Origin of the sequence: Terrimicrobium sacchariphilum (genome assembly GCF_001613545.1) — a bacterium.
GTDB classification, from domain to species: Bacteria; Verrucomicrobiota; Verrucomicrobiia; order Chthoniobacterales; family Terrimicrobiaceae; genus Terrimicrobium; species Terrimicrobium sacchariphilum.
The window spans coordinates 788,504-811,073 of sequence record NZ_BDCO01000002.1; the positions used below are offsets into that span (position 1 = coordinate 788,504).

General features: G+C 62.9%; 16 protein-coding genes. 11 read left to right on the forward strand and 5 right to left on the reverse strand.

Features of this window, described 5'->3' with window-relative positions; translation table 11 throughout:
* Nucleotides 1-113 precede the first annotated feature (113 nt).
* Genes TSACC_RS04155 through TSACC_RS04165 form a run of 3 tightly spaced genes read right to left on the reverse strand, consistent with a single transcriptional unit; the run spans nucleotide 114 to nucleotide 3,732 of the window.
* Nucleotides 114-1,739, reverse strand: a complete 1,626-nt coding sequence (locus TSACC_RS04155; protein ID WP_075078129.1) for a PEP-CTERM sorting domain-containing protein — start codon at nucleotides 1,737-1,739, stop codon at nucleotides 114-116.
* A gap of 36 nt (nucleotides 1,740-1,775) precedes the next feature.
* Nucleotides 1,776-2,597 (reverse strand): hypothetical protein, encoded by an 822-nt coding sequence (locus TSACC_RS04160; protein ID WP_075078130.1) that lies wholly within the window; start codon nucleotides 2,595-2,597, stop codon nucleotides 1,776-1,778.
* Between the two features lie 40 nt (nucleotides 2,598-2,637).
* Nucleotides 2,638-3,732, reverse strand: a complete 1,095-nt coding sequence (locus TSACC_RS04165; protein WP_075078131.1) for a LacI family DNA-binding transcriptional regulator — start codon at nucleotides 3,730-3,732, stop codon at nucleotides 2,638-2,640.
* A 77-nt stretch (nucleotides 3,733-3,809) separates the two neighbouring features.
* On the opposite strand from TSACC_RS04165, the gene TSACC_RS04170 reads away from it, so the two are divergent.
* The 9 genes from TSACC_RS04170 to TSACC_RS04210 all read left to right on the forward strand — a co-directional run bounded on the left by TSACC_RS04170 (nucleotide 3,810) and on the right by TSACC_RS04210 (nucleotide 17,385).
* Nucleotides 3,810-5,258: an ADP-ribosylglycohydrolase family protein gene (locus TSACC_RS04170; RefSeq protein WP_075078132.1), complete on the forward strand. Its 1,449-nt coding sequence runs from the start codon at nucleotides 3,810-3,812 to the stop codon at nucleotides 5,256-5,258.
* 239 nt (nucleotides 5,259-5,497) lie between these two features.
* The gene (gene vccB / locus TSACC_RS21185) at nucleotides 5,498-5,965 is read left to right on the forward strand and encodes a Verru_Chthon cassette protein B (RefSeq protein ID WP_084400585.1); all 468 of its coding nucleotides are present in this window, start codon (nucleotides 5,498-5,500) and stop codon (nucleotides 5,963-5,965) included.
* Nucleotides 5,928-7,040, forward strand: a complete 1,113-nt coding sequence (vccC, locus tag TSACC_RS04180; RefSeq protein ID WP_084400175.1) for a Verru_Chthon cassette protein C — start codon at nucleotides 5,928-5,930, stop codon at nucleotides 7,038-7,040. The genes vccB and vccC overlap by 38 nt, the downstream gene beginning before the upstream one ends.
* On the forward strand, nucleotides 7,037-10,750 hold the full coding sequence (gene vccA, locus TSACC_RS04185; RefSeq protein ID WP_075078133.1) for a Verru_Chthon cassette protein A: 3,714 nt from the start codon (nucleotides 7,037-7,039) through the stop codon (nucleotides 10,748-10,750). The genes vccC and vccA overlap by 4 nt, the downstream gene beginning before the upstream one ends.
* Nucleotides 10,747-11,406 carry a Verru_Chthon cassette protein D gene (vccD, locus tag TSACC_RS04190; RefSeq protein ID WP_075078134.1) on the forward strand — a complete coding sequence of 220 codons (660 nt, stop codon included), beginning with the start codon at nucleotides 10,747-10,749 and terminating at the stop codon, nucleotides 11,404-11,406. The genes vccA and vccD overlap by 4 nt, the downstream gene beginning before the upstream one ends.
* 105 nt (nucleotides 11,407-11,511) lie before the next feature.
* The gene (locus TSACC_RS04195; protein ID WP_075078135.1) at nucleotides 11,512-12,927 is read left to right on the forward strand and encodes a family 4 glycosyl hydrolase; all 1,416 of its coding nucleotides are present in this window, start codon (nucleotides 11,512-11,514) and stop codon (nucleotides 12,925-12,927) included.
* An 81-nt stretch (nucleotides 12,928-13,008) separates the two neighbouring features.
* Nucleotides 13,009-14,625 carry an alpha-amylase family glycosyl hydrolase gene (locus tag TSACC_RS04200; RefSeq protein WP_075078136.1) on the forward strand — a complete coding sequence of 539 codons (1,617 nt, stop codon included), beginning with the start codon at nucleotides 13,009-13,011 and terminating at the stop codon, nucleotides 14,623-14,625.
* A gap of 1 nt (nucleotide 14,626) precedes the next feature.
* Nucleotides 14,627-15,424, forward strand: a complete 798-nt coding sequence (locus TSACC_RS04205; RefSeq protein ID WP_075078137.1) for an alpha/beta hydrolase — start codon at nucleotides 14,627-14,629, stop codon at nucleotides 15,422-15,424.
* A 29-nt stretch (nucleotides 15,425-15,453) separates the two neighbouring features.
* On the forward strand, nucleotides 15,454-17,385 hold the full coding sequence (locus tag TSACC_RS04210) for a sodium:solute symporter family protein (protein WP_084400177.1): 1,932 nt from the start codon (nucleotides 15,454-15,456) through the stop codon (nucleotides 17,383-17,385).
* A 16-nt stretch (nucleotides 17,386-17,401) separates the two neighbouring features.
* On the opposite strand, the gene TSACC_RS04215 is transcribed toward TSACC_RS04210, so the two are convergent.
* Both TSACC_RS04215 and TSACC_RS04220 read right to left on the reverse strand, forming a co-directional pair.
* Nucleotides 17,402-18,187: a LamG-like jellyroll fold domain-containing protein gene (locus TSACC_RS04215; RefSeq protein ID WP_075078138.1), complete on the reverse strand. Its 786-nt coding sequence runs from the start codon at nucleotides 18,185-18,187 to the stop codon at nucleotides 17,402-17,404.
* Between the two features lie 71 nt (nucleotides 18,188-18,258).
* Nucleotides 18,259-19,308: a LacI family DNA-binding transcriptional regulator gene (locus TSACC_RS04220; protein WP_169809529.1), complete on the reverse strand. Its 1,050-nt coding sequence runs from the start codon at nucleotides 19,306-19,308 to the stop codon at nucleotides 18,259-18,261.
* Between the two features lie 173 nt (nucleotides 19,309-19,481).
* On the opposite strand from TSACC_RS04220, the gene TSACC_RS04225 reads away from it, so the two are divergent.
* On the forward strand, nucleotides 19,482-20,630 hold the full coding sequence (locus TSACC_RS04225) for a hypothetical protein (RefSeq protein ID WP_075078140.1): 1,149 nt from the start codon (nucleotides 19,482-19,484) through the stop codon (nucleotides 20,628-20,630).
* Nucleotides 20,627-22,561, forward strand: coding sequence for a right-handed parallel beta-helix repeat-containing protein (locus TSACC_RS04230; protein ID WP_084400178.1), 1,935 nt, complete (start codon nucleotides 20,627-20,629; stop codon nucleotides 22,559-22,561). Before TSACC_RS04225 ends, TSACC_RS04230 begins: the two co-directional genes overlap by 4 nt.
* Nucleotides 22,562-22,570 lie beyond the last annotated feature (9 nt).

Below are 22,570 nucleotides of genomic sequence, written 5' to 3' on the forward strand. Positions count from 1 at the left end.
AGGGGTGGGAGCTAAGGGGGATTTCACTGGAATCTCTCGCCCCCCCGGGAACGGAGGCGCGAGGAGAAGCTGGCTGGAACAGGTATGGGATGATTTCCGAAGAGACTATGCTACTAGGCGCGGGTCTGCCGGGCGCGGCGGCGCAGCATGACAAAGGCCATTCCCAAGCCGAGGAGCGCAACGGTGGTCGGCTCCGGCACGGCGACGATCAGGTTGACGGCCCCATTGGTCGAAGTGTCGATCTGGTATTCATACCCGACAGGGGTGGTTCCGATGGTGAGGCCGTTGTTGGTGAACGTGCCGCCGCTGTAGGTGAAGAGCGTGTAGGTGCCGACACCGAACCCACCGAGGTTGGTGATGTTCAGTACACCATCGAGGGTGAAGTTGCCGACCACGGCCACCTCGTCATCGGCCAGGCTGCCCGGGGCCGCGAGATCGAAGCGCAGGGCGGTGGAGTCGTTAAGGATCAAGCCTGCGCCAAAGCTCAGCTTGCCGCCCAGATCGGCCCCTGCCGCGCTGATGTCGCCAGCCGCGAGGGTGGAGTTGTTGGCAAAGGTGGTGAGACGATTCACGTTGCCCACGCCGCCGAGGACGGCATTGGCATTGACGTTCACGCCACCCACGGCGGCACCGCTGGTGCTGGTGCTTGCGATGGTGCCATTGACCAGGAGGGTTCCCGCCGAGACGGTGGTGGTTCCAGCATAGGTCGACGTGCCGCCGGCAGCCAGTGCGACAATGCCGTTGCCGATCTTGGTGATGTTATCTCCCGCACCGAGCGATGAGGAGGTTCCCGACCGCTGGCGGATTGCGGTAATGTTCACCCGCCCGCCCGTTGCCGCGGTCACCGAGAGAGCCTGCACCTGCTTGACGTTCGTTTCGTTGGTCAGGATGTTTCCCGTGTAGTTCGAGATATGCGCGGAGTTTCCGCCGATGGTATACCCCGAGGTGCCGGAAGCTGGAGCAGCGAGTTGGATGTCCTGTCCGATGGTTACAGCGGCACCGGTAACCAGAGTCGGAGATGTCGCGGAGCCTCCGGTCACACCGAGTTGTACCACGCCAGACGAGTTGGAGCCAAATGCTCCAGCCGAGCCTTTGAGCGAGTCGGTATTCACCTGGACCGTTCCGTTCCACACGTAGACCGATGCCCAGGAGACGGTATTGGCGCCGTTGATGATCGTGAGGCCCTGGCCGTTAAACGCAGTCGTTCCCGCCGTGCCGGAGATCACGCCATTCAGAGTGAGGGTGCGGCCCACTCCCGGATTGAAGCGCGCTCCCTGGCCATTCATGTTGATGTTTCCGTTGATGGTAAGGTTGCCGGAAACGGGAGCGAATCCCACTCCGCCCAACAACGTGAGATTGGACGAGATGGTCTGGAGGGATGACGAGTTATTAGTGATCGCCGCCGTGTCGGCATTACCAGCTCCCTGGATCGAAATGGTATTGCCTGTGACATTGAATGCCCCCGCGCCGCTATTGAATGTTAGCGTGCGGATGGTGAACGCCGTGTCGACATTGGATGCAGTCCCCGTTGATCCCGCGAGCTGGATGTTGGTCGTGGTAGCGCTGGTCGGGGCGACATCGCCGACCCAGTTGGCGGCATCGGACCAGTTGTAAAGACCGCCGGAAGGAGTGCCTCCGCCATCCCACACGGATTGCGCCCGTACGAGAGCGGGTGAGGTGGAGAGTATGGCCAGGAGCGCCAGCTGTGTTCCCGACAGGTTGCGGAGTTTTCGTTTCATAGGTTTTTCAGTGGGTTGGAGGAGTTTCCTAACAGGTTAAAAATTGTCGTAGAGGCACTGGGGATCACCGAAGGGGTGATCGACGAGGTCCTTCTGCAGATCGAGGGTGGCGGCATGGCCGTCGTAGAAAAGGACGTTGATTTTTCCTCCCGCATGGCGCGGATACATGGCCCAGTCTCCCGAGGTCCAGTTGGACGGAGTTCCGGCATAGCCGAAGTTGGCCGAGGTCAGCTTATAGGTGGACTCGGTCCAGTTCTTTAGTGGCGCGGTGACGGAATCCGGTCGTCCGATATCACTGACAAAGATGGTCGAGGCGGGTTTTTTTACCGCGGTGATCTTAAAGCTGGCGGGATAGGATGCTTCGCTCGTCGGTGCATAGGCATGGAAGCCCGGGTACGGGAGCGACTCGCCGTTGATTCCATAATAATAGATGCTGGTGATCCCATAGGATGCGGGCGTCAAGCCGGTGTTCAGGGCATCTCCGTAGTCCTGGCGCTTGGAGGCGGTCTTGTCCGACGGGCAGGCAAAGACGCGGATCGCGGCCTTGTCCCCGCCGAGATAGGGAGCGAGATAGGCACGGAATCCCTTGGCATTGCCGATCGCCGGGGAAGAGTTGGAACAGCGCGGCACGAGTGTGCCGTCGTTGTCTGCGATATATCCTGCGGCCGCCACTCCGATCTGCCGGAGATTGCTCAGGCACTTGGCGCTGCGTGACATCTCCAGCATGCGGCTTCCCAAGGGGAAGATGAGGGCGCCGAGCGTGAGCAGGATGCCCATGACGACGACCATCTCCACGAGGCTGAAGGCGCGGCCTCGCAGGAGGGATTTGCCAAGCTCACTATTTTCGGGGGAAAACATTTAATGAGGGAAGGGGAAAACGTTAGGGATCGAAACAAACTCAGGCGCTTTGCCGGATGACGATTTCGCCGCGGAGCTGGCGTTCCTCGGGCGCGACGATCTGACCACGGATCACGCGGTCGAGCAGGTCAAAGGACTTGCAGCCCATTTCTTCATAGGGAATGCGATAAGTCGTGAGGGGGACTCCGTGCGACGCGGCGAGTACACTATAATCATCCACCCCGCTGACGAGCAAGTCATCCGGCACCCGCCAGCCGCGCTGCTGGGCGGCTGCGATGCAGCCCATGGCGAGGAAGTCGCCGGCGCAGACCACGGCGTCGATTTTTCCCGCGCGATCCAGGAAGGCGTTTGCCATCGCAGTGGGTTCCGCCAGCGGGTCTTGAAAGTCGGGATGCATGGCCGGGTCGAGATAGACGCCGCCCGCAGGTTCTCCGATGCCGGCCTCCTCCAAAGCCCAGCGATAGCCCTGGTAACGGTCGCGCATGAACGGCGCCCAGGCGAAGTTGGAAAAGAAGCCGATCTTCCTCGCGCCGCGCTGGATCATGTGCCGGGCCATGGTGTACCCGGCGTGAAAGCCATCGATCACCACGGTCGAGCAACCCAGGCCGGGGAGACTGATCTCCGCCAGTACGACGGGAAACCGCGACTCGACCAGGAGCTGGGAAAAATGCACCTGGTCCTGCGGCGTGGGGATGACCGGATAGATCACGGCGCCGCGCACATCAAACTCGGAGAGGCGCGACACAAACTCGGTCTCCTTTTGGTAATCCACCCCGGTGGTGAGCATCACCACGCGACGACCGGCCTCGCGCGCCGCATCCTGGAAGCCCCTGACCGCACGCCAGACGCCCTCGTGCTGTTCGCTGGGATAGATGAAGGCATAGGCATCGAGCTGGCTGGCGACGGAATCGGGCGATCCGTAGATCACCGTCGTCCCGGCCCGCGCCCGGCGCTCGACGAATCCCTCATGCACGAGGAGGGCCAGCGCCTTGCTCACGGTCCCCAGACTGCAATCAAACCGCTGGGCCAGCTCGCTCTCGTTCGGGAGCTTGGCTCCGGCCTTCCATGCCCCCGCGACAATCTCCTCCCGGAGTGCGGTGTAGATGGATTGAACTTTCTTCGGGGGACGGACCATGGCCGGATCATTCTCATTAAATGCATTTAAGTCAATAAAATGATTTTATTTTATAAAAATCACTCTATGTTGCCCGCATGCCTCAGACACTTCCTTCCAAATGCGATCTCATCTCTCGAATCCAGGGCTGCTGGTTGGGGAAATCCATCGGCGGGACGTTGGGGTTGCCGGCAGAGGGGAGGATGGAGAGGCTGAATTTTTCCTTTTACGACCCGGTTCCAACGATCGCGCCCCCGAATGATGATCTCGAGCTGCAGCTCGTGTGGCTGCATATGGTCGAGCAGGGTGGGGATACTCTTACGCGGGCGGATTTTGCCCGGGCGTGGCTCGAGAGCATTCACTACATGTGGGACGAGTATGGAGTTTGCCGGTGGAATCTGCGGCGGGGGGTGCCAGCGGAATCCACCGGAACCTTTGAGAATCACTTTCACGCGGGCATGGGGTCGCCCATCCGCTCGGAGATCTGGGCGTGCCTATTTCCAGGGGACCCGGAAAGCACGGCATACCATGCCGCTCTGGATGCCTCGCTCGATCATGGCCGCGAGGGGATCGCCGGCGAGGTCCTGGTGGCGGTCATGCAAAGCCTGGTCGCCGGGGGGGCGGGGCTCGACGAGGCGATCACCGCGAGCCTGGGATACCTGCCCGCAGGCACCGAGACGCTTTCCGCCGTGCAGTTTGTGCGCAGGGCGTTCGTCGAGAATGTCCCGGCCTGGGAGTGCTGGAAGGAGCTGCTCGTGCGCCACGGGAATGAGAATTTCACCCACGCTCCGCTCAACGTGGCGTTGACGATCTGGGCCCTCCTTTACGGAGAGGAGGATTTTGAGGCCAGTGTGCTGCTTGCTGCCAACGGGGGATACGATACGGACTGCACGGCAGCCTCCGTGGGGGCCACGCTCGGTCTGCTCAATGGCGTGGAGAGCATCCCGGCGCGCTGGAGCGAGCCAATCGGGGACGGCGTGTTTGTCGGGCCGGGCATTCTTGGTATCGACGTTCCGCCCACCCTGGACGAGCTCAGCCGGCGTACCGAGCGCTTGATCGGGAAGCTGAAACCCCGGCGGTGGAATCGCTCCGAGTGGGACCGCAGCCTTCCCGCCGTGCATCTCCGCGATCTGCCTGGAACCATCGAGTTGCACCCGGCGGGGTCGGCTCAGTCCATCCCATGGGCAAACGGCGAGCTCCCGGTGGAGATCAAAAAGGCCGGCGGTGGGACATGGACGTGGGAGTGCCTGACCGACGAGTCCCGCCATATCATTTGTCTCGCCCGGGAAGGCGCGAGACTCTTCATCGATGGCGAGTTGGCGATCGAGTGTCCGCCACATCTACCGTACGTGCCGGCCACGCATCGGAGCTCGGATCTTTCTCGCGTCGCGGTCACGGTCGGCTCCGGCGTGCATGCGATCCGGTTGGAGCTGAACTCCTCATCCGCAGAACAGGAGGCCTCCGTGATCCTGGCCTATCCCAACCTGCACATCGCGCCATGGACGGCGCAGGAACTGCCTCATCCTGCCCTGCTCCCGGCTCAGTGAACTCTCCCGGCCGCCCGGCACGGGCGGACAATTCGCCAGCGATTCCCTTTCGCCGCTGTCCGACGAGAGGTGCGGGCCGTGCGTCCTGATGCCTCTCGATCGGCGAGGGTTTTCCTGCTCCGTACCGCGCTAAATGCGGTGTAGCGCGTATCTGTATTTGACAATCACATCCGGATGTGATTTTGTGAGGAAACACTGCCGATGGACACCAAATCCACGGCTTTCCACGAAACACCGCCATGTTGCCCCCAAGCATCGCCAAGCGCCCCGAGCGGGCCTCCTGCAAAACGTCACCCGCCTTTTCCCTGGTCGAGGTGGTCACGGCTCTCGGGATCGTGAGTTTCGGCCTTGTGTCGATGATGGGGCTGCTGGTGGCGGGGATCGGGACGTTCCGCGAGGCGGTGAATGCGACCACGGAGGCGCAGATCGCGCAGCAGCTGGCGAACAAGATGTCGCTGGCGGATTATTCCGCGATCGTGACGAACTCGGAAAAGGTCTATCACTTCACGCAGGAAGGTCTGCCGGTGCAGAATGCCGGGGAGGCGATATATTCCGCGAAAGTGAGTGCGCCGACGAAGCTCCTGGTCCCCGGGGCGACCTCCTCCGGCGTGAGCAATACGTCCACCGTGGTGATCTCCATCTGGAGCAAAACATCGCCGGAAAGCACCAATGCGATTCCCCTGCAAATCGCCAATAACGGCTCCTAGGCTATCGGGTGGCGGGCGAGCCGGGCGGGCGGCGGGTTTCACCCTGGTGGAGCTGCTGGTGGCGTCGGCGGTCTTCATGCTCATCCTCGTGCTGGTGCTCTCGATTACGAGCCAGACCAGCCAGGTGTGGAAGCGTTCGGCGGCGAAGATTGAGGCCTTCCAGGGCGCGCGGGCGGCCTATGAGACGATCACCTCGCGGCTGCGGCAGGCCACGTTGAATACCTACCTGGACTATTATGACAACAGCAGTCCTGCGCAGCCTCGTACGCCGGCAAATGCCGATACGTTCCAACCCTCTGTCTACGGACGCAACTCCGACCTGCACTTCGTCGTCGACCGGACGTCGAGCCTGCTTGCCGGCAGCGCGGATACGCATCCCGGCCAGGCAGTGTTTTTCCTCGCACCGCTCGCCTTTACCCTTACCACGGCCAATTCCGGCAAGGTGGCCAGTCTCGTGAACGCCTGCGGATTCTACACGGAGTTCAACTCCGACAAGCCGTACTTCCCCCCATTCCTGAGTGGTTCGGGAGCAGTCAACGAACGCTATCGCTACCGGCTGATGGAGTTTCTTCAGCCCGCCGAGGACCTCGAGATTTACAAGCTGCCGTCGGACGGATCGGCGACGCAGTACGACCAGTGGTTCACGAAATTCCTGCCCCCGACGGTGGCGATCGCCGACGCCCCGGTGCGCGTCCTGGCTGAGAATATCATCGCCTTCATCGTCCTGCCGGAGTTGTCGCCGCACGATGCAGACGCGGCGACGGACCCGATCGCGCCGCATTTTCAATACGACTCGCGGGCCGGGGACATCACCTCCCGGACGAAGCACCAGCTGCCGCCGCTGCTGAGGGTGGTCATGGTGGCCATCGACGAGCCATCCGCCGCCCGGTTGAATCCTCCCGGCCGCACGACTCCGCCTGCGGCCCTGAGCGTCCTGGGGACACTCTTTCAGGATGCGGCCAGCCTGGATGACGACCTGGGCAAGCTTTCCGCCGTGCTGATCGACAACAATATCAACTACCGGATCTTTGACACCGAGGTCGGACTGAGAGGGGCAAAATGGAGCGGACAGTGAAATATCTTTCCCCAAGGCGGTCGCATACCACGCGCGGGGCGGCTCTTCTCATCGTCCTCGGCTGCCTCGTGCTGCTCTCGATCCTGATCGTGGCCTTTTTTTCCAGCGTGACCACGGAGCGAAAGTCGGCGCAATCCTACTCGGCCAGCTCCGCCGTGAAGCTGCTCGCGGAATCCACGGTGAACGTGGTGATGGGGCAGATCAAGGAGGCGACCCGGGGTGTTGACTCCTCCGGGCGTCCGCTTGCATGGGCTTCGCAGCCAGGAATGATCCGCACGTACAACTCCGGTGGGCAGGCGGAGGCCTATTACAAGCTGTACTCCTGGAGCGAGATGATCGGCTCGGGAGCGTTCAACCCCTTTGCCAGCGGGCAGTCGCCCCCGGCAGACTGGATGTCCCAGCCTGCACGCTACACGGATCTTAACAGCCCGGTGGGCGGGGTTTATCCGATCCTCGATCCGGCGGCCGCTGGCAAGGTGCAGGGATTCTCCATCGCGAGCACGGCACCCGCCTCCGGTACCGATGCAGCGCCGATGCCGGTGCAGTGGCTCTATGTCCTGAAGGACGGCACCATGGCGGTCGGTACCGGCACGGGATCGACTGTCACCGTGGCGGGGGCATCAAAGGACAATCCCATCGTGTCCCGCATCGCCTTCTGGACCGATGACGATACGGCAAAGATCAACATCAACACCGCGGCGGGAGACGTCTGGGCCGAGGGAGCCAACCCGCCGTCGGCGGGGAATCCCGGTTCCTTTTGGGACATCCCGAGGACAGGGACCGTGTTTGACCGCATCTGCCTGGCGAAAAACCAGCCGGCGCAAAATGAATTTCAGCGGTATCCCGGCCACCCGGCCACGACGTACCTGAGCGCAGTCTTTCCCTCGCTCACAGCGGAGAACATCGCCGACATCGCGACGCGGATAAAGTACGGCGGGTCCCGGGGCGGGACGACCGTGGCGACGGCCTCGATCCCGCTCGATGCCGACCGGCTTTACGCCTCGGTGGACGAACTGCTTTACACGAAGGACCGCACGGCGAGTGCGGTATTGACACCCGACGATGTGGAAAAAGCCCGGTTCTTTCTGAGCGCCCACAGCCGCGCTCCGGAGGTGAACTTGTTCAACCAGCCCCGCATCGTCACGTGGCCGCTCAATGCGGGCACGGCCGCGACGGACCGGACGGCATTTGACCGGCTGATCGCGCATTGCGGCACGCTCAACGGGCGACCGTATTACTTCCAGCGCAAGGACTCGACCTCCTCGACGGTTGATCTGCCGTCGACCGCCGCCGCGACCGGCCTGGGCCGCAATCGCGCCCTCATCAGCTATCTGCGTAATCTCACGAGCAGCCCGATTCCCGGATTCAGCTCCGGAGGGGGGCAGACCTTTCTCGCCAAGTACCCCAAGGATCGCGATCAGATCCTCACCGAGATCTTTGACTACATCCGGGCGCTCAACGCGCAGGACCGGTCCAATGCTTCGATCGTCTCGTTCACTCCCTCCGCGCCGGGCAGCGCCACTCTGGGCAAGGGGCAGATCGTGCCTATCGTCGACAACTCCCACGCTGACGCAAACTCCAATCCGCTTCGTGGGTTTGGACGGTTCCCGACCGTGCGCGAGGCCGGGTTGATCTTCATCGGTGTCGGGCAGACCGCAGGAACGGCCAAGAGCCTTCCGCCCTCGGCCACGCAGGGCATGGGGGTTCCCATCGCGGATGGAAGGACTCGGGTGCAGGCGGTGTTTTACCTCAATCTCTTCGATCCCAGCATGGGCTTTGGGGCGTACTCGCCGAATTTCCAGATCCGCGTGAGCGGACTCCAATCCTTCACCTGGACGGATGCGAGTGGAGCGGTGGTGACGATGGGCTTCCCGGCCAGCACGACAGTCGCGGTGAAGCGCGCGTACAACTCGGGCATCTATGGCGGCTATATCGGGGCGGCCTCTTTCATTGGCGTGACACCGGCCCTGGTCAGCACGTACGTCGATCTGCCGACGACGAGCAGCAGCACGGTGACGAGTTTCGGATTTGGCGGCGGCACGGTGAAGGTCGAGATCCTCAATGCTGCGACCGCCGGAAGCGATGTGCTGCAAACCCTCTCGGTGCCATTTCCCTCGGCCACCTTCCCTGTCCCTGCGCTGGCGCCCTTGCTGAAGGACACGAATGTGTGGATCGACTACCGGGATACACGGGCGGGTTCCTTTGCGGCGCCGCCTGCGGTCGGAGCGCGATTCTCCGGCGCGGCCAACCCGGCGGCCAATACCGCAGGCTCGGCCAGCGCGAAGATGTTTATCTGCGGGCGGGATGTGGTGCGCAGCGTGCAGGCGGTCACCGATCCGCGACTGATCGCGGCGATGAGCGACGTGCCCGCGGGTTACTTCCAGCCGCCGACGGATTATTTCTCACCCTCCGTGCGCAGCGTGCATGGCGTGGCGGAGGCCGCAAACGGGGCGACGCTTTATCCCGCCACCGGGGGGCTTTCGGCGAAGTTTGTCCGGGGAGCGAGCTATGGAAATCCCGCCGCGCCGGCGGTGAGCACGGCAGACCTGACCTACTCCGCGCCGTCGGGTTCGGACCCCTTGCAGCCCACGGCGGCAGCCTCCGGGTCGGTGCTGGGATATCCCGCGCCGGTTGCCTTTGGGGTGAATGGCGCAGGCAATGCGGAACCAATGGATGGCGTCTACGCCGGAACCAACAAGACGGGCAACCCGCCCGCCGGCTTTGCCCTCGGGGATTGGGACAATGGGTTCTCCATCGTTCCCGATGGCGCGTATATCAACAAGGCCGACGAGGGGACGACCGTCGGGCTTTCCGATGGCTCCCAGACGCCGTACTTCACCGCACTGACGAACTATGCCAATGCGGGCTCGACCTTTTTCTCGCCCAACCGGCAGATGCCCTCCGCGGTGATGTTTGGCTCACTGCCGACCGGGGTCTTTGAGGATCGCCCGTGGCAGACGCTGCTCTTCCGGCCCGATCCGGATGGAAACAAGAACCATCGCGGAGCGCAAAGTCCGCCGGATCACCTGCTGCTCGATCTCTTCAACATGCCGGTCGTCGAGCCCTACGCAATCAGCGACCCGTTTTCCACCGCCGGGAAGATCAACATGAATTCGCAGATCGTCCCCTTCACCTATATCACGCGAGATACGGGCGTAAGGGCGGTGCTGCGGCCCGAGCAGCTCCTGGTGCTTGGCTCGGCCGACGCGACCAACTACAAGCAGCAGTCGAGCACGGTCGCGACGAAGCGGAGCTTCCTCGACCTGGATGAAACGATGAAGGGCTTCCAGCAGCGCTTTGCCTCGGGGGAGATCTTTCGCTCCGCGACGGAGATTTGCGATCTCTGGCTGGTGCCGCGCGGGCAGACCTATGCCGGGATGCAGGCGTTTTGGAATGCCAACCAGCTCGTCGGGGACAACTCCCGCGAGCGGCCCTACGCGGACATCTATCCCCGCCTGACCACGAAATCGAACACCTACACCGTACACTATCGTGTGCAGACCCTGGGCAAGTCGCGCTCGACCGCCGCCAATCAATGGGTCGAGGGCAAGGATATGGTCACCGGTGAGTATCGAGGCTCGTCCACCATCGAGCGGTATCTCGACACGAGCGACACGACCATCCCCGATTACGCCACGGCATCCAACCCGCAGCCGATCGACCATTTCTATAAATTCCGGGTGCTGGAGACCAGGCAGTTCGCGCCATGAAACACAGGATTCCCTGCCGACTCCCATCACGCCGGGCCTTCAGTCTGGTGGAACTGCTCGTGGTCATCTGCATCATCATCGTGCTGGCGGTATTGACAGTTCCAGCCTTTTCCAACATCTCACGCGGGTCGAATCTCACCACGGGCGGCACGCGTCTGGTCGACCAGCTCGAGCTGGCCCGACAGGCCGCCATGACGCGAAACTGCCCGGTCGAGTTTCGCATCTATCAACTTCCCAAGGCGGGCGATCCGCCGAACGGGAGCCCGGCGGTTTATCGAGCCTTCCAGGTCTTCTCTCTCGATGCCGATGGCACGCAGACGAATGCGCTCACCCGCGTCACCATGCTGCCCGACAATGTTTACATCGTGCCGGGCGTGGCGGTTTCCTCGCTCCTCGACACCCAACAAGGCACCTCGCCCAGCCTGGTCACGGCACCGGCCAAGCCGCTCGGCGATTATCCGGCAGGCTCCTACCGGTACGTGGCCTTTCGCTTCAAGCCCAACGGCGGCACCGATCTCAACGCCGCCCCGGCCAAGTCGTGGCATCTCAGCCTGGCCCTCACGGGCGATGCCATGGGCAGCCTCGGAGTGCCTGATAATTTCTTCACCGTCCAGCTCAACGCCCTCACGGGCCGCACCCGGTTGTTCCGTCCTTAACGGCGAGCGAATCCCATGGTCATGACCCTCCTTGAAAACCAAAAAGACATTGCAATATCACATCCGGATGTGATTTATTGGAACTGAAACCTGGAGCACCCTTTTATGCCATCGAAGAAGATCACATTTATTGGGGGAGGTAGTTACCAGTGGGTGCCCGTGCTGTTCCGGGATATCGCCGTGAACCCCTTCCTGAAAGACGCAACGTTTGTCCTCCACGACATCGATCTGGAGCGCAACGACGAGCTGGCGCATGCCTGCCGGGCCATCGCTCGCAAGACCGGTACAAACATCCGCGTGGAGACGGAGAGCAACCTGAATCGCGCTCTCACCGGAGCCGCGGCGGTCGTGTTGTGCATTTCCACGGGAGGGCTGGATGCGATGGAGATCGACCTGGAAATTCCCAAGCGGCATGGAATTTATCAATCCGTCGGGGACTCCACGGGACCGGGAGGGATTTTCCGCACGCTGCGCAACATCCCGATCGTGGTCGATCTCGTGCGGCGGATGGAGGATTACTGCCCGAGTGCGTGGCTGCTCAACCTGACCAATCCGATGAACCAGATCGTGCGTGCCGTGCAGCAGACGAGCCGCATCCGGGTGGTGGGGCTTTGTCACGAGTACAAGAGCTTCATGACCACGCTGGAGAAGGTGCTCGGCCTGAAGGACTGGCATGACTCGGTGTCGGCGAAGATATCGGGCATCAATCATTTTGCCTGGATCACCGACCTGCGCATCGATGGGCAGGATGGGCTGGAGATGCTGCGTGCCCGGCTGGAGAATGGCGAGGCGACGGAGGTCGCGGGGGCGGGCAATGACGTCAATCCCAGCCACAGCCTGAGCGGCAACCAGATCAAGTTTGCCCTCTTTGAGCGCTACGGCGCGGTGCCTTATCCGGGCGACCGGCATCTGGCGGAGTTCTTTCCGTATTTCCTCTCGGAGAAAACGGGCTATGGCCAGGCCTTTGGGGTAAAGCTGACGGAAATCTCCGACCGGCGCGGGTGGATCACGTGGTACAAGGAACGCATCGCCGAGTGGTCGAATGATGATCCGGATTCCGTACCGCTGGAGCCATCCGAGGAGTCGCTCGCTCCGATCCTCGCGGCCTTGATCGGGGGAGGCCCGGCGACGATTCAGCCCGCGACGCTGCCAAACGAAGGCCAGGTCGCAAACCTTCCGCTGGGCACCTCGGTGGAGACGCTGGCGACCTTTCATGGAGACAGCGTGTTTCCCCACGCGGGGGGTGAACTGCCGCTCGCGATCACGGCGATCCTCGAGAAGCACTCGCACATCCAGGACCTGACCGTCGAGGCGGCGCTGGAGGGTGATCGGGAAAAGGCGCTGCAGGCCATGCTGGCCGACCCGCTGAACAACTCCAACGACTACCGCGATATCATTGCGATGTTTGACGAGATGATGGAGGCTCATGCTCCGCTCCTGCCGCAGTTTTATCCGGGCGAGGCGCGGTCCCTCCCATCGGCAGAGAAGCTTGAAATTGCTCCCGGTCTGGTTGCCGTCTAGGCTGCGGCTCCTACTTTAACGCCCGCCTTTCTCCGAACCCCCGCCAAACCCGACGGGGGCCGGAGTGCCCCTGCTTTACCCATGAAACGTTCTCGCCCGGAGCCAGCCTGGCTCGATCACGCCGTCTTTTACGAAGTCTATCCCCAGAGCTTTTACGACTCGAATGGCGATGGCATCGGTGACATCCGCGGCATCATTGAAAAACTCGACCACATCGCGTCCCTCGGCTGCAACGCCATATGGCTGAATCCCTGCTTTGAGTCCCCCTTTGGCGATGCGGGTTATGATGTGAGCGATTTCTACAAGGTCGCGCCGCGTTATGGGACCAATGAGGATCTGTATGAGCTCTTCCGGCTGGCGCATGAAAAAGGGATGCGTGTGGTGCTGGACCTCGTGGCGGGCCACACCTCGATCGAGCATCCGTGGTTCAAAGCCTCCGCCGAGGAGCGGCCCAACCGCCACACGAACTGGTACATCTGGACCTCGAGCGTGTGGGAGTGGGCGCCGTATCCGCTCCAGCAGATCAACGGCTACTCGACGCGGGACGGCAACTACGTCACGAACTTCTTCCATTTCCAGCCTGCGCTGAATTATGGCTTTGCCCACCCCGATCCGGACAAGCCCTGGCAACTGCCGGTGGATCATCCCGACGTGCAGGCGGTGCATGCGGAACTGCGGGCGATCATGGAGTTCTGGCTCGACCGTGGGGCCGACGGGTTCCGTGTCGACATGGCCTCGTCGCTGATCCGCAATGATGAGAGCAAGGAGGCGATCGTCGCCTTCTGGCAGGAGATTCGCGGGTGGTTTGACCGGAGGTTTCCGGAGGCTGTGCTGATCGCCGAGTGGTCGATGCCGGAGATCGCGATCCGGGCGGGATTTCACATCGATTTCATGATCCACTTTGGCACCGCGGCCTACACAGAGTTGTTTCGCTCCGAGACGACGAATGACATGCGGCCGCAGGTCGAGCGCAGCGGACACAGCTATTTTCACTCCGAGGGGCAGGGCGACATCCGGCGCTTCCTGGAGCCCTTTCTCCAGCATTACGAGGCGACGAGGGAGATCGGCTACATCTCGATCCCGACGGGGAATCACGACATCTCCCGGCTGCGCGCCCGCCGCACGGACGCGGAACTGAAAGTGATCTACGCCTTTCTCCTCACCCTGCCGGGCATCCCCTTCATCTATCAGGGCGATGAGATCGGGCAATACAACGTCGACGGCCTGCCGAGCAAGGAGGGCGGGTACGTGCGCACGGGAGCGAGGACGCCGATGCAGTGGGACGACTCGGCCAATGCGGGGTTCTCCACCGCTCCCGCCGAATGGCTTTATCTGCCGGTCGACCCGAATCCCTCACGGCCCACGATCTCCGCGCAGGAGAGCGATCCCGATTCGCTGCTGCAGGCGGTGCGAAGCCTTGCGCGATTGCGGGGCGAGCATCCGGCGCTTCAGGGCGCGGGTGATTTTGAGCCGGTGCAGACCGGGGCGGGAGGTTATCCATTCGTGTACCGGCGGTCGCGTGATGGCAAAAGCGTGCTGGTCGCGCTCAATCCCTCCGGTCGTGCGGTCGAGGCGGCGGTGAACAACGTCACCCCCCGCCGGCTGCTGGCCGGGGCCGGAGCGCGGGTCGAAGAGCGCGCCGGAGCCGTGACGCTGGTGATGGATGCGGTGAGCTTCGCCATCTGGGAGGAGGCATAACATGGCCGCCAACCTGATCATTCGGGACCTCTCCGAGTCCCCGGCGCCTTGGGCGCTCGACCTTCATCTGCCTGAGGGAGACGGACCTTTCCCCGTCCTCATCTGGATTCACGGCGGCGGCTGGCACAGCGGAACCAAGGACATCGATTTTGCCGAGCCCTATCTCCGCGCGGGATTTGCGCTGGCCAGCATCGGCTACCGGCTCACCAGCGGCGGAAGCTGTTTCCCTGCGCCCATCGAGGATTGTGTGGCCGCGACGGCGTGGTTTCAGCGCAATGCCTCGCGTTGGAATATTGACTGTAGCCGCCCGGGCATTTTCGGGCACTCCGCGGGAGGGCATCTGGCGAGCCTCGTCGCGCTGGCTTCCGCGGGTGCGACGCCATTTGCGCGGCCTGACCTGCGTCCTTTTGCCCGGGCGCTGATCTGGTCGGGGCCGCTGAACCTCGCCCGCGAGGCGGGAGGGTGGCCGCGCTCGACGTTTGCGTGGAATCCCGACGATGCCTACTGCCGGACGTTCTTCCCCGGCGGCGCGTACGACGAGGAGTTTGCCACCTGGGCGAGTGCGTCGTCCTATCTCTCCCCGGGCATGCCGCCCACGCTCGTGATCCACGGGCAGGACGACCAGTTGGTTCCCTGGGAGCAGGCTCGTGATTTCGCCGGGAACCTGCGCGCCCTCGGTGTCGACGCCGCGTTTGAACTGATCCCTGGCGCCGGGCACGACATCCTCTGCGAGGAAAGGCACCGCCAGGCGGTGGAGTTCTTCGCGCCGTTGCGGGCAGCGCTGCCGCCCGCTGGCTGAGCCTTACCGGGAGATCCCTCCGCTTTCCTGTGACGACGCTAGACTGGTGCATCCTGATCGCGCCGCTGACGCTGGTTTTTGCCATGGCGATTTACTCGCGCCGCTACCTGCGGAGCGTGGCGGACTTTATGTCCGCCGGGCGTGTGGCAGGCCCGTACCTGCTGGCGGTGGCGAGGGGCGAGATGCAGGCGGGCGCGGTGGTGTTTGTCGCATCGTTCGAACTCATCGCACGATCCGGCTTCACCCTGAACTGGTGGGGGCTGATCGGCATCCCGGTGAGCCTCCTTGTCGCGCTTTCAGGATTCGTCGTCTACCGCTTCCGCCAGACCCGGGCGCTCACGCTCTCACAGTTCTTTGAGCAACGCTACAGCCGCAGGCTGCGGGTCTTTACCGGCATGCTCGGGTTCGTCGCGGGCATCGTGAATTTCGGCATCATTCCCGCCGTGGGTGCGCGGGCCATGGTGTATTTCCTTGGCCTTCCCGCGACGATCCAGGTGGCGGGCTGGTCCTTTGACACCTACATCGCGCTGATGGCGATCTTCCTCGGAGGCGCCTTGTTCATGGTGCTGTGCGGCGGGCTGATTTCCATGATGGTGACGGATTGTCTCGAGGGCATTCTCTCGCAGGTCTTCTACCTCGTCATCATCGCCGCCCTGCTGATGCTTTTCCGCTGGAGCGAGATCAACGAAGTGCTTGCCGCCCAGCCACCGGGGCAATCGCTGCTCAATCCCTTTGACTCCTCGGGAATCAAGGATTTCAACCTCTGGTATATCCTCATGGGATTGTTCGTCACGGTCTATGGCACGATGGCCTGGCAGAATGCCCAGGGGTACAACTCCGCTGCGATCTCGCCTCACGCCTCGGTGATGGGCGGCATCCTCGGGCGCTGGCGGGAGGCGGGGAAGGCCGCCGTCGTCACGCTGCTCGCGGTCTGCGCCATGACCTTTCTCAAGCATCCCGACTTCGCCGCGCAGGCCCAGCCCGTGCTGGACGAGGTGGCGCGTATCGGCAACCCCCAGATCGAGCAGCAGATGCTTATTCCCTGCGCGCTGTCGCACTTCCTGCCGGCGGGAATCCTCGGCCTGCTCTGTGCGATCCTGCTCATGGGCATCATCGGCGGCGACTCGAGTCATATCCATTCCTGGGGCGGTATCTTCATCCAGGATGTCGTCATGCCGCTGCGCAGGGAACCGCTCTCGCCGGAGCGCCATATCCTGTGGCTGCGGCTCTCGATGGTGGGCGTGGCGGGGTTTGCTTTTCTCTTTGGCATCTTCTTCCGGCAAACCGAGTATATCTTTCTGTGGTGGGCGGTGACCATGGCCATCTACGTCGGCGGTGCGGGCGCGGTCATCATCGGTGGGCTGTACTGGAAAAAAGGCACGACCGCCGGGGCGTGGGCGGCGCTGCTTATCGGCTCGTCGCTCTCGGTTGGCGGCATCCTCGCGCGGCAGGTCTGGGGTGATGCCTTCCCGATCAATGTCCAGCAGGCTTCCTTCTTCGCCACGTTGCTCGCGCTGGTTGCCTACGTGGTCGTTTCGATGCTCACCTGCCGCGAGGATTTCAACATGGACCGCCTGCTGCATCGCGGCGCGTACGCCGAGAATGATCCCGCGCTGAAACCCCTCGCCCCCATGCCCTCGGCGTGGAGCCGCATGGTCGGGGTGACGTCGGACTTTTCCCGCTCGGACAAGTGGATCGCGGGTTCCTACCTGGGGTGGAGCCTGCTCTGGTTCGTCGTTTTCCTCACCGGGTGCGCGTGGAATCTCCTCGCGCCCTGGCCGGTGGAGGTGTGGTCAGCCTACTGGCACGTGGTGGGAATCGGCGTGCCGGTCTTCATGGCGCTGGTCATGGCGGTGTGGTTCACCTGGGGTGGCCTGCGCGACATGGGCCGACTGTTTCGCAAGCTCTCCGCCGAGCGCGTCGATCCGGCGGATGACGGATCCGTACCGGGCGGGCATTGACGGAAGCGCGCCCGCTTTATTTCTTGCCCAGGTCCTTCTGGCGGATTGCTTCCAACTGATCCAGCGAGAGCACCCCGGAGGAATCATTCTCCGAGGTAAAGAGGCGGAAGTTATCCATCCAGCCCTTGAATGGGCGCTCGAAATTGCCCGAGTTGAGCAGCATGAGCGGGGCTTTGACATCGGCGAGAACCCCGGCAGGGACGTTCTTGCTGCCCGCCTCGGTGACGGCCTCGGTCGGGCTGCCAATGTAGTAGACGACCGTCTGCGTGCCGCCATCATAGGATACCGCAAAGAAAATCCAGGAGCCGGCGGCGGCATAGGCGTCCTTCTCGGACGGGACGGAGTTGCTGTTGATGATGGTGGCCAGCGTGCCATCGCTCGCGTCGCCAAAGACGAAAAACCCGCCTGCAGGCGACACCATCTCGACCAGGCGCGCTCCATCGGCCACCGGGCGGTCGCCCTCCGCCTTGATCCAGCCTGTGACGGTGAAGGAATGGGCGGACAGCTGGGCGGTTTTCACCGAAGCCAGCCCGCCCACGCCATCCTTGCCCATGGCCGTGGCCGTGGAGTTATCCAGCGCCAGGTCCGTCGGCGCTCCCGTGAGACCCGATCCGGCGGGCCCATGCAGATCCGCCTCCTGGCGATCCGCGGAGCGGAAAACGAGACTGGCAGGATCGGACCCTTTGTTGGCCTCGACCTTGCCGGGCGTGTTGAAGTCGAAAAAGAAGAGCGGCTGCGGGGCTTCCGCGCAGAGGGTGAGGGGAAGGGCCAGGGAAATCGCTGCAGGGAGGAGGGTTTTCATAAAATCACATCCGGATTTGATTTACTCCATACGACGTTGTCCGGAGAGGGTCAAATGAAATTGGGCCGGGGCTAGCGGTGGCCGGGGCGCCCGGTGGATTTGCGGATTCTGAGGATGGGGTCGATGGTGACGATCTCCTTGGTGGCAGGGGCGGCGATCGTCTTGAGCAGGATCTCGACGGCGCGGCGCATGCTCACGCGGGGGCTTTGGTTGATCGAGGTGATGGAGGGGACGACGTACTGGCCCACGTCGAGATCGTCGAAGCCGGTGAGCGAGAAGTCGCCCGGGATCTGGAACTTGCAGTCCACGAGATGCCGTGCCGCGCCGATGCCCACCAGGTCGTTCACCGCCATCAGAGCCGTCGGTGGCTTCTTCGAGGAAAGCACGATCTCCGCGAGCTGGATGCCGTCGGCGTAGGATTCGAGGCCGGGCGCGGGGAGTTCAAAAGAGCGCAGGCATTTCGCCGGGTCGAGGCCGTGATCCTCGAGGGCGCTCACGAGGCCGTTCCAGCGCCAGGGGTTGGAGGCAGAGAAGCCCAGCGCGCCAAAGGTGCGATGGCCGAGCGTGTACAGGTGATCGACCAGGAGGTGCATGGCCTGCTTGCGGTCAAAGTACACCGACGGGCCGATCTCCGGCTCGACCGGATCGACGTGCACGGCAGGCAGACCGCCGAGCCACCGGTCGATTTCGTCGCGCTGCGAATACGACTGGATCAGGATCACGCCGTCGACCCGCATGCGGCGGAAGTCGCTCAGGATGGTCTTTTCGGCCTCCGGGTTTTGCGTGCTGATCGCGAGGACGCCCCGGTAGCTCTTCTCATGCAGGAACTCGTCGAGCGAGGCGATCTTGTCCACCACGAGAGGGCTGCGCGGATGCCCGAAGCAGATGCCGATGAGTCCGGTCGACTTGCCGTTCAGCCCACGCGCCAGTGGATTGGGCTGGAAGCCCAGCTCCTGCATCGCCGCCAGCACGCGCTCCCGCGTGGCCTGCTTGACCTCGGGGTGTCCGTTGATGGCTCGCGACACGGTCCACTCGGAGAGACCGAGGTACTTGGCGAGATCGAGAGTCGATCGGACCTTTCGATTCTCATCCGTTTTTGGTTTGGCGCTCTTTTTCGACATAACTGCCTCTCCCAGAGCTAGCGCCGAGTGACCGGAATCGCAAGGAGCAAAGTCGCTCGCCGGGAATCTCTCCCATGGCATGTTGACAATCACATCCGGATGTGATTTATTGCCGCGCATGCTGCCTCTCGCTCCGTGTGCGGAGGTGGTCTTTCCCAATCCTCCCGCCCGCCATGAAATCACCCCTCATCCTGGTTTTCCTTGCAACAACCTGTGCGGCGTTTGCCCAGGCCGAAAGTGGCCGGGTGCTGGTCGTCGACAAGCGTGGGGGAGGGCAATACACGTCCATTCGAGCCGCGGGGAAGGCTGCCCAGCCCGGCGATACGATCAAGGTCGCGCCCGGCAGCGGACCCTACCGCGAGGTGCTCATGATCACGGCCTCGGGTCTCCCGGGACAGCCGATCACCGTGGACGGCTCCGGCGAGACGGTGACGGGATTTGATCCGCTCACGGGATTTGAGAAAGTGGGCGAGAGCTACGTGTGCGACCTGAAGCCCTGGTTCGCGAAGGTTCCGGCCGCGCAGGGTTTCGTCAAAAAGGATGGCGCCTGGGTGAGCAACAACCCAAAGGTGACGCTGCCGGTGCTGCCCGTGGTATTGACCTACCAGGGCGAGCGCGTGGTGCAGGATGCGCAAACCGCGCAACTCACCAAATATGCGACGTACTCCCCTGGCGAGGGGACGCTCACCCTGCTGCCCGGCGTGAGTCCTGAGGGCTGGGAGATTTCGCTTCGTCAGCCTGTCATTCAGATCACCAATGCGTCCTATCAGACGTACCGGAATATCAAGGCCTCCGGCAGCCTGAACGATGGCTTCAATCTCCACGGCAGCGGACACGACCTCCTCTTTGAAAACATCGAGGGCTTTAATAATCTGGATGAGGGCTTTTCCTCGCACGACCAGATCGTCTGCGAGATTCGTGGGGCAAAGTTCTGGGGTAATGACAATGGCATCGCCAATGGCGGCGGCTCGACCACCACGGCCAGCGACCTCCAGAGCTTCTCCAATCTCGGCTGGGGCATCGCTTTTGCGCAGGGCGGTCCGACCGTGCTGCACAACGTGCAGGCCTGGAACAACGGAGTCGCCCAACTGATCTTCACCCCCGGCACGGAGGTCAGCGGCGACAATGTGAAAGTGTACAATCCGCCGTGGACGACCAAGCCGTGGCTGAACTACCAGGAAAGCTCCGGGCGCTCCGCCAGCGAGGCGTTCCGCAATGAAGCCGGGAATTCCGTGCCGGACGGTCTTGTCGAAGTGCTGCCGGAAGAGCAGGCTCCCGCCAACGCGTTTGTGCTGCCCCGCAGCGGTGAATCCAGCAAATGAGCAACCTTTCTCCGTATTCCCACCTGATGCGCCATCCCATCCGTCATCTCCGCCTTTTCACTGCCTCGGCCGCCCTGCTGGTTTCCTGTCTCGGGGTATCCGCGCAGACGCCTCCGCCCGCGGCGCAACCGGGAGAAACGCCTGCCCCGCCGCTCCTCTCGCCCGATCATCCCGAGAATCTCCAGGCGGCGATCCGCTATGCCATCAAGTACAAGGCAAGCGAACTCGTGATCCCGCCCGGCGTTTACCGCCTCCCGCCCCTGCCGACCGGCGGCGGCCCGGATGCCTGGCACATCGTGGTCGAGAATGCCAGCGACCTCGCCATCAAGGCCGAGGGCGTCACGCTGGTCTTCACCGACCGCTTCCGCTCCGGCATCACCTTCCAGAAATGCACCAATGTCTCCTTCAGCGGAGCGACACTGCGGAAGGAGGCCGTGACCTTTACCCAGGGCCGGGTCGAGGCCTTCTCGGCGGATGGCAGCCAGATCGACGTACGCATCGCGGCGGGCTATCCCACTGACCTGCTGGACCCGAAGGCCTTTGAACACGCCTGGCTTTTGTTCTTTGACCCGGCGACGCGCATCTGGAAAACCGAGCTTCGCGCCGCGACGACCAAGGACGCGCAGGAGATCGAGCCGGGGCTTTTCCGGATCAAGACGGAGAACATCGCGTCCTCCCCCGTGAAGATCAACATCGGCGACCTCGTGGCCATGCGCGGAGCGGTCTACACCGACCTGCGCGCCTTCGAATGCGGAGGCATGAAGTTCACCGACATCGCCGTGCGCGGCGGGTCGGGCTTCTGCTTCCAGGACTCCGGCGGAGAGGGGAACAATCTCTACGAGCGCTGCTCGATCAGCTACCGCGACATGCCCGAGGGGGCCAAGGACGCCCCGCTGCTCGCAGCCAATGCCGACGGCCTGCACAGCGCCGACGCCCGCATCGGCCCCAAGGTGATCGACTGCCGCTTCGAGGGATTGAACGACGATGCCATCGCCATTCACGGCACCTATGCGATGGTGCTGGAGGCTAATGAAAATCGCATCATTGCCTATCGCGTGCCGATGACCCGCTCGAAGATGATCGGCCGCCCGGGTGACAAGCTGCACTTCTACGATGAAAACCTAGCCCTCGCTGGCGAAGCGATCATCACCGGGGTGAAAGCGTTGACGGATTACCAGAATACCTACGATCCCGGAAATCGTTACTCGGCCTTCCGGCCGCGCAAGAATGCCGGGTATATCGAGCTAACCCTCGATCGCCCGATTCCCGCCAAACGGCAGTGGCTTCTGGCCAACCAGAACGACTGCGGCGGCGACTTCATCGTGCGCAACGCCCAGATCCGCGATACCTCGGCGCGCGGAGTTTACGCCCAGGCGCCCGGCGGGTTGATCGAGGGCTGCACGATTCAAAACACAGGCCGCGCGGCGGTGGAGTTCAATACGGAGACGGGCATCTGGAGCCAGGCGGATTACTCCAGCAATGTCATCGTGCGCAACAACACCTTCCGTAGCGTCTCGACGAATCGCCGCCCGGGGCTGCTGCGGCATGCCGGGGCGGTGACCATCCTGGCCTTCAATGGCCGCACTTACATCCCGCGCCCGGGAGGGCATCGCAACATCACGATCGAGAACAACCGCTTCGAGGACATCGACGGCCTGAACATCCTCGTCTGTTCCGCGCAGGACATCACCATCCGGGGCAACCAGTTCATCAATCCCATGCGCAATGAAAAGACCTTTGGCGCGGAGAAGGGTGTCGATCCCACGGCGCTCATCTGGATCAATGAAAGCAGCGACGTGAAGATCGCCGACAACGTCGTGACCAATCCCGGGCCGTTTTTGAAAAAGCTGGTCGGCCTCTCGGCCACCGGGTCGGGTTCCGGTGTGGAGACGGGAGTTGTTATTGCCGGAGACCCGGCCAAGGCTCCATAGTCCTCCCTC

Excerpts from the sequence above, each read along its gene's own strand:
- TSACC_RS04200 (WP_075078136.1), top strand. The coding sequence starts at position 13,009 with ATGAAACGTTCTCGCCCGGAGCCAGCCTGGCTCGATCACGCCGTCTTT.
- TSACC_RS04165 (WP_075078131.1), bottom strand. The coding sequence starts at position 3,732 with ATGGTCCGTCCCCCGAAGAAAGTTCAATCCATCTACACCGCACTCCGG.
- TSACC_RS04195 (WP_075078135.1), top strand. The coding sequence starts at position 11,512 with ATGCCATCGAAGAAGATCACATTTATTGGGGGAGGTAGTTACCAGTGG.
- TSACC_RS04225 (WP_075078140.1), top strand. The coding sequence starts at position 19,482 with ATGAAATCACCCCTCATCCTGGTTTTCCTTGCAACAACCTGTGCGGCG.
- TSACC_RS04205 (WP_075078137.1), top strand. The coding sequence starts at position 14,627 with ATGGCCGCCAACCTGATCATTCGGGACCTCTCCGAGTCCCCGGCGCCT.
- vccC (WP_084400175.1), top strand. The coding sequence starts at position 5,928 with ATGCGATTCCCCTGCAAATCGCCAATAACGGCTCCTAGGCTATCGGGT.
- vccB (WP_084400585.1), top strand. The coding sequence starts at position 5,498 with ATGTTGCCCCCAAGCATCGCCAAGCGCCCCGAGCGGGCCTCCTGCAAA.
- TSACC_RS04160 (WP_075078130.1), bottom strand. The coding sequence starts at position 2,597 with ATGTTTTCCCCCGAAAATAGTGAGCTTGGCAAATCCCTCCTGCGAGGC.
- TSACC_RS04230 (WP_084400178.1), top strand. The coding sequence starts at position 20,627 with ATGAGCAACCTTTCTCCGTATTCCCACCTGATGCGCCATCCCATCCGT.
- TSACC_RS04220 (WP_169809529.1), bottom strand. The coding sequence starts at position 19,308 with ATGTCGAAAAAGAGCGCCAAACCAAAAACGGATGAGAATCGAAAGGTC.
- TSACC_RS04170 (WP_075078132.1), top strand. The coding sequence starts at position 3,810 with ATGCCTCAGACACTTCCTTCCAAATGCGATCTCATCTCTCGAATCCAG.
- TSACC_RS04155 (WP_075078129.1), bottom strand. The coding sequence starts at position 1,739 with ATGAAACGAAAACTCCGCAACCTGTCGGGAACACAGCTGGCGCTCCTG.
- TSACC_RS04215 (WP_075078138.1), bottom strand. The coding sequence starts at position 18,187 with ATGAAAACCCTCCTCCCTGCAGCGATTTCCCTGGCCCTTCCCCTCACC.
- vccD (WP_075078134.1), top strand. The coding sequence starts at position 10,747 with ATGAAACACAGGATTCCCTGCCGACTCCCATCACGCCGGGCCTTCAGT.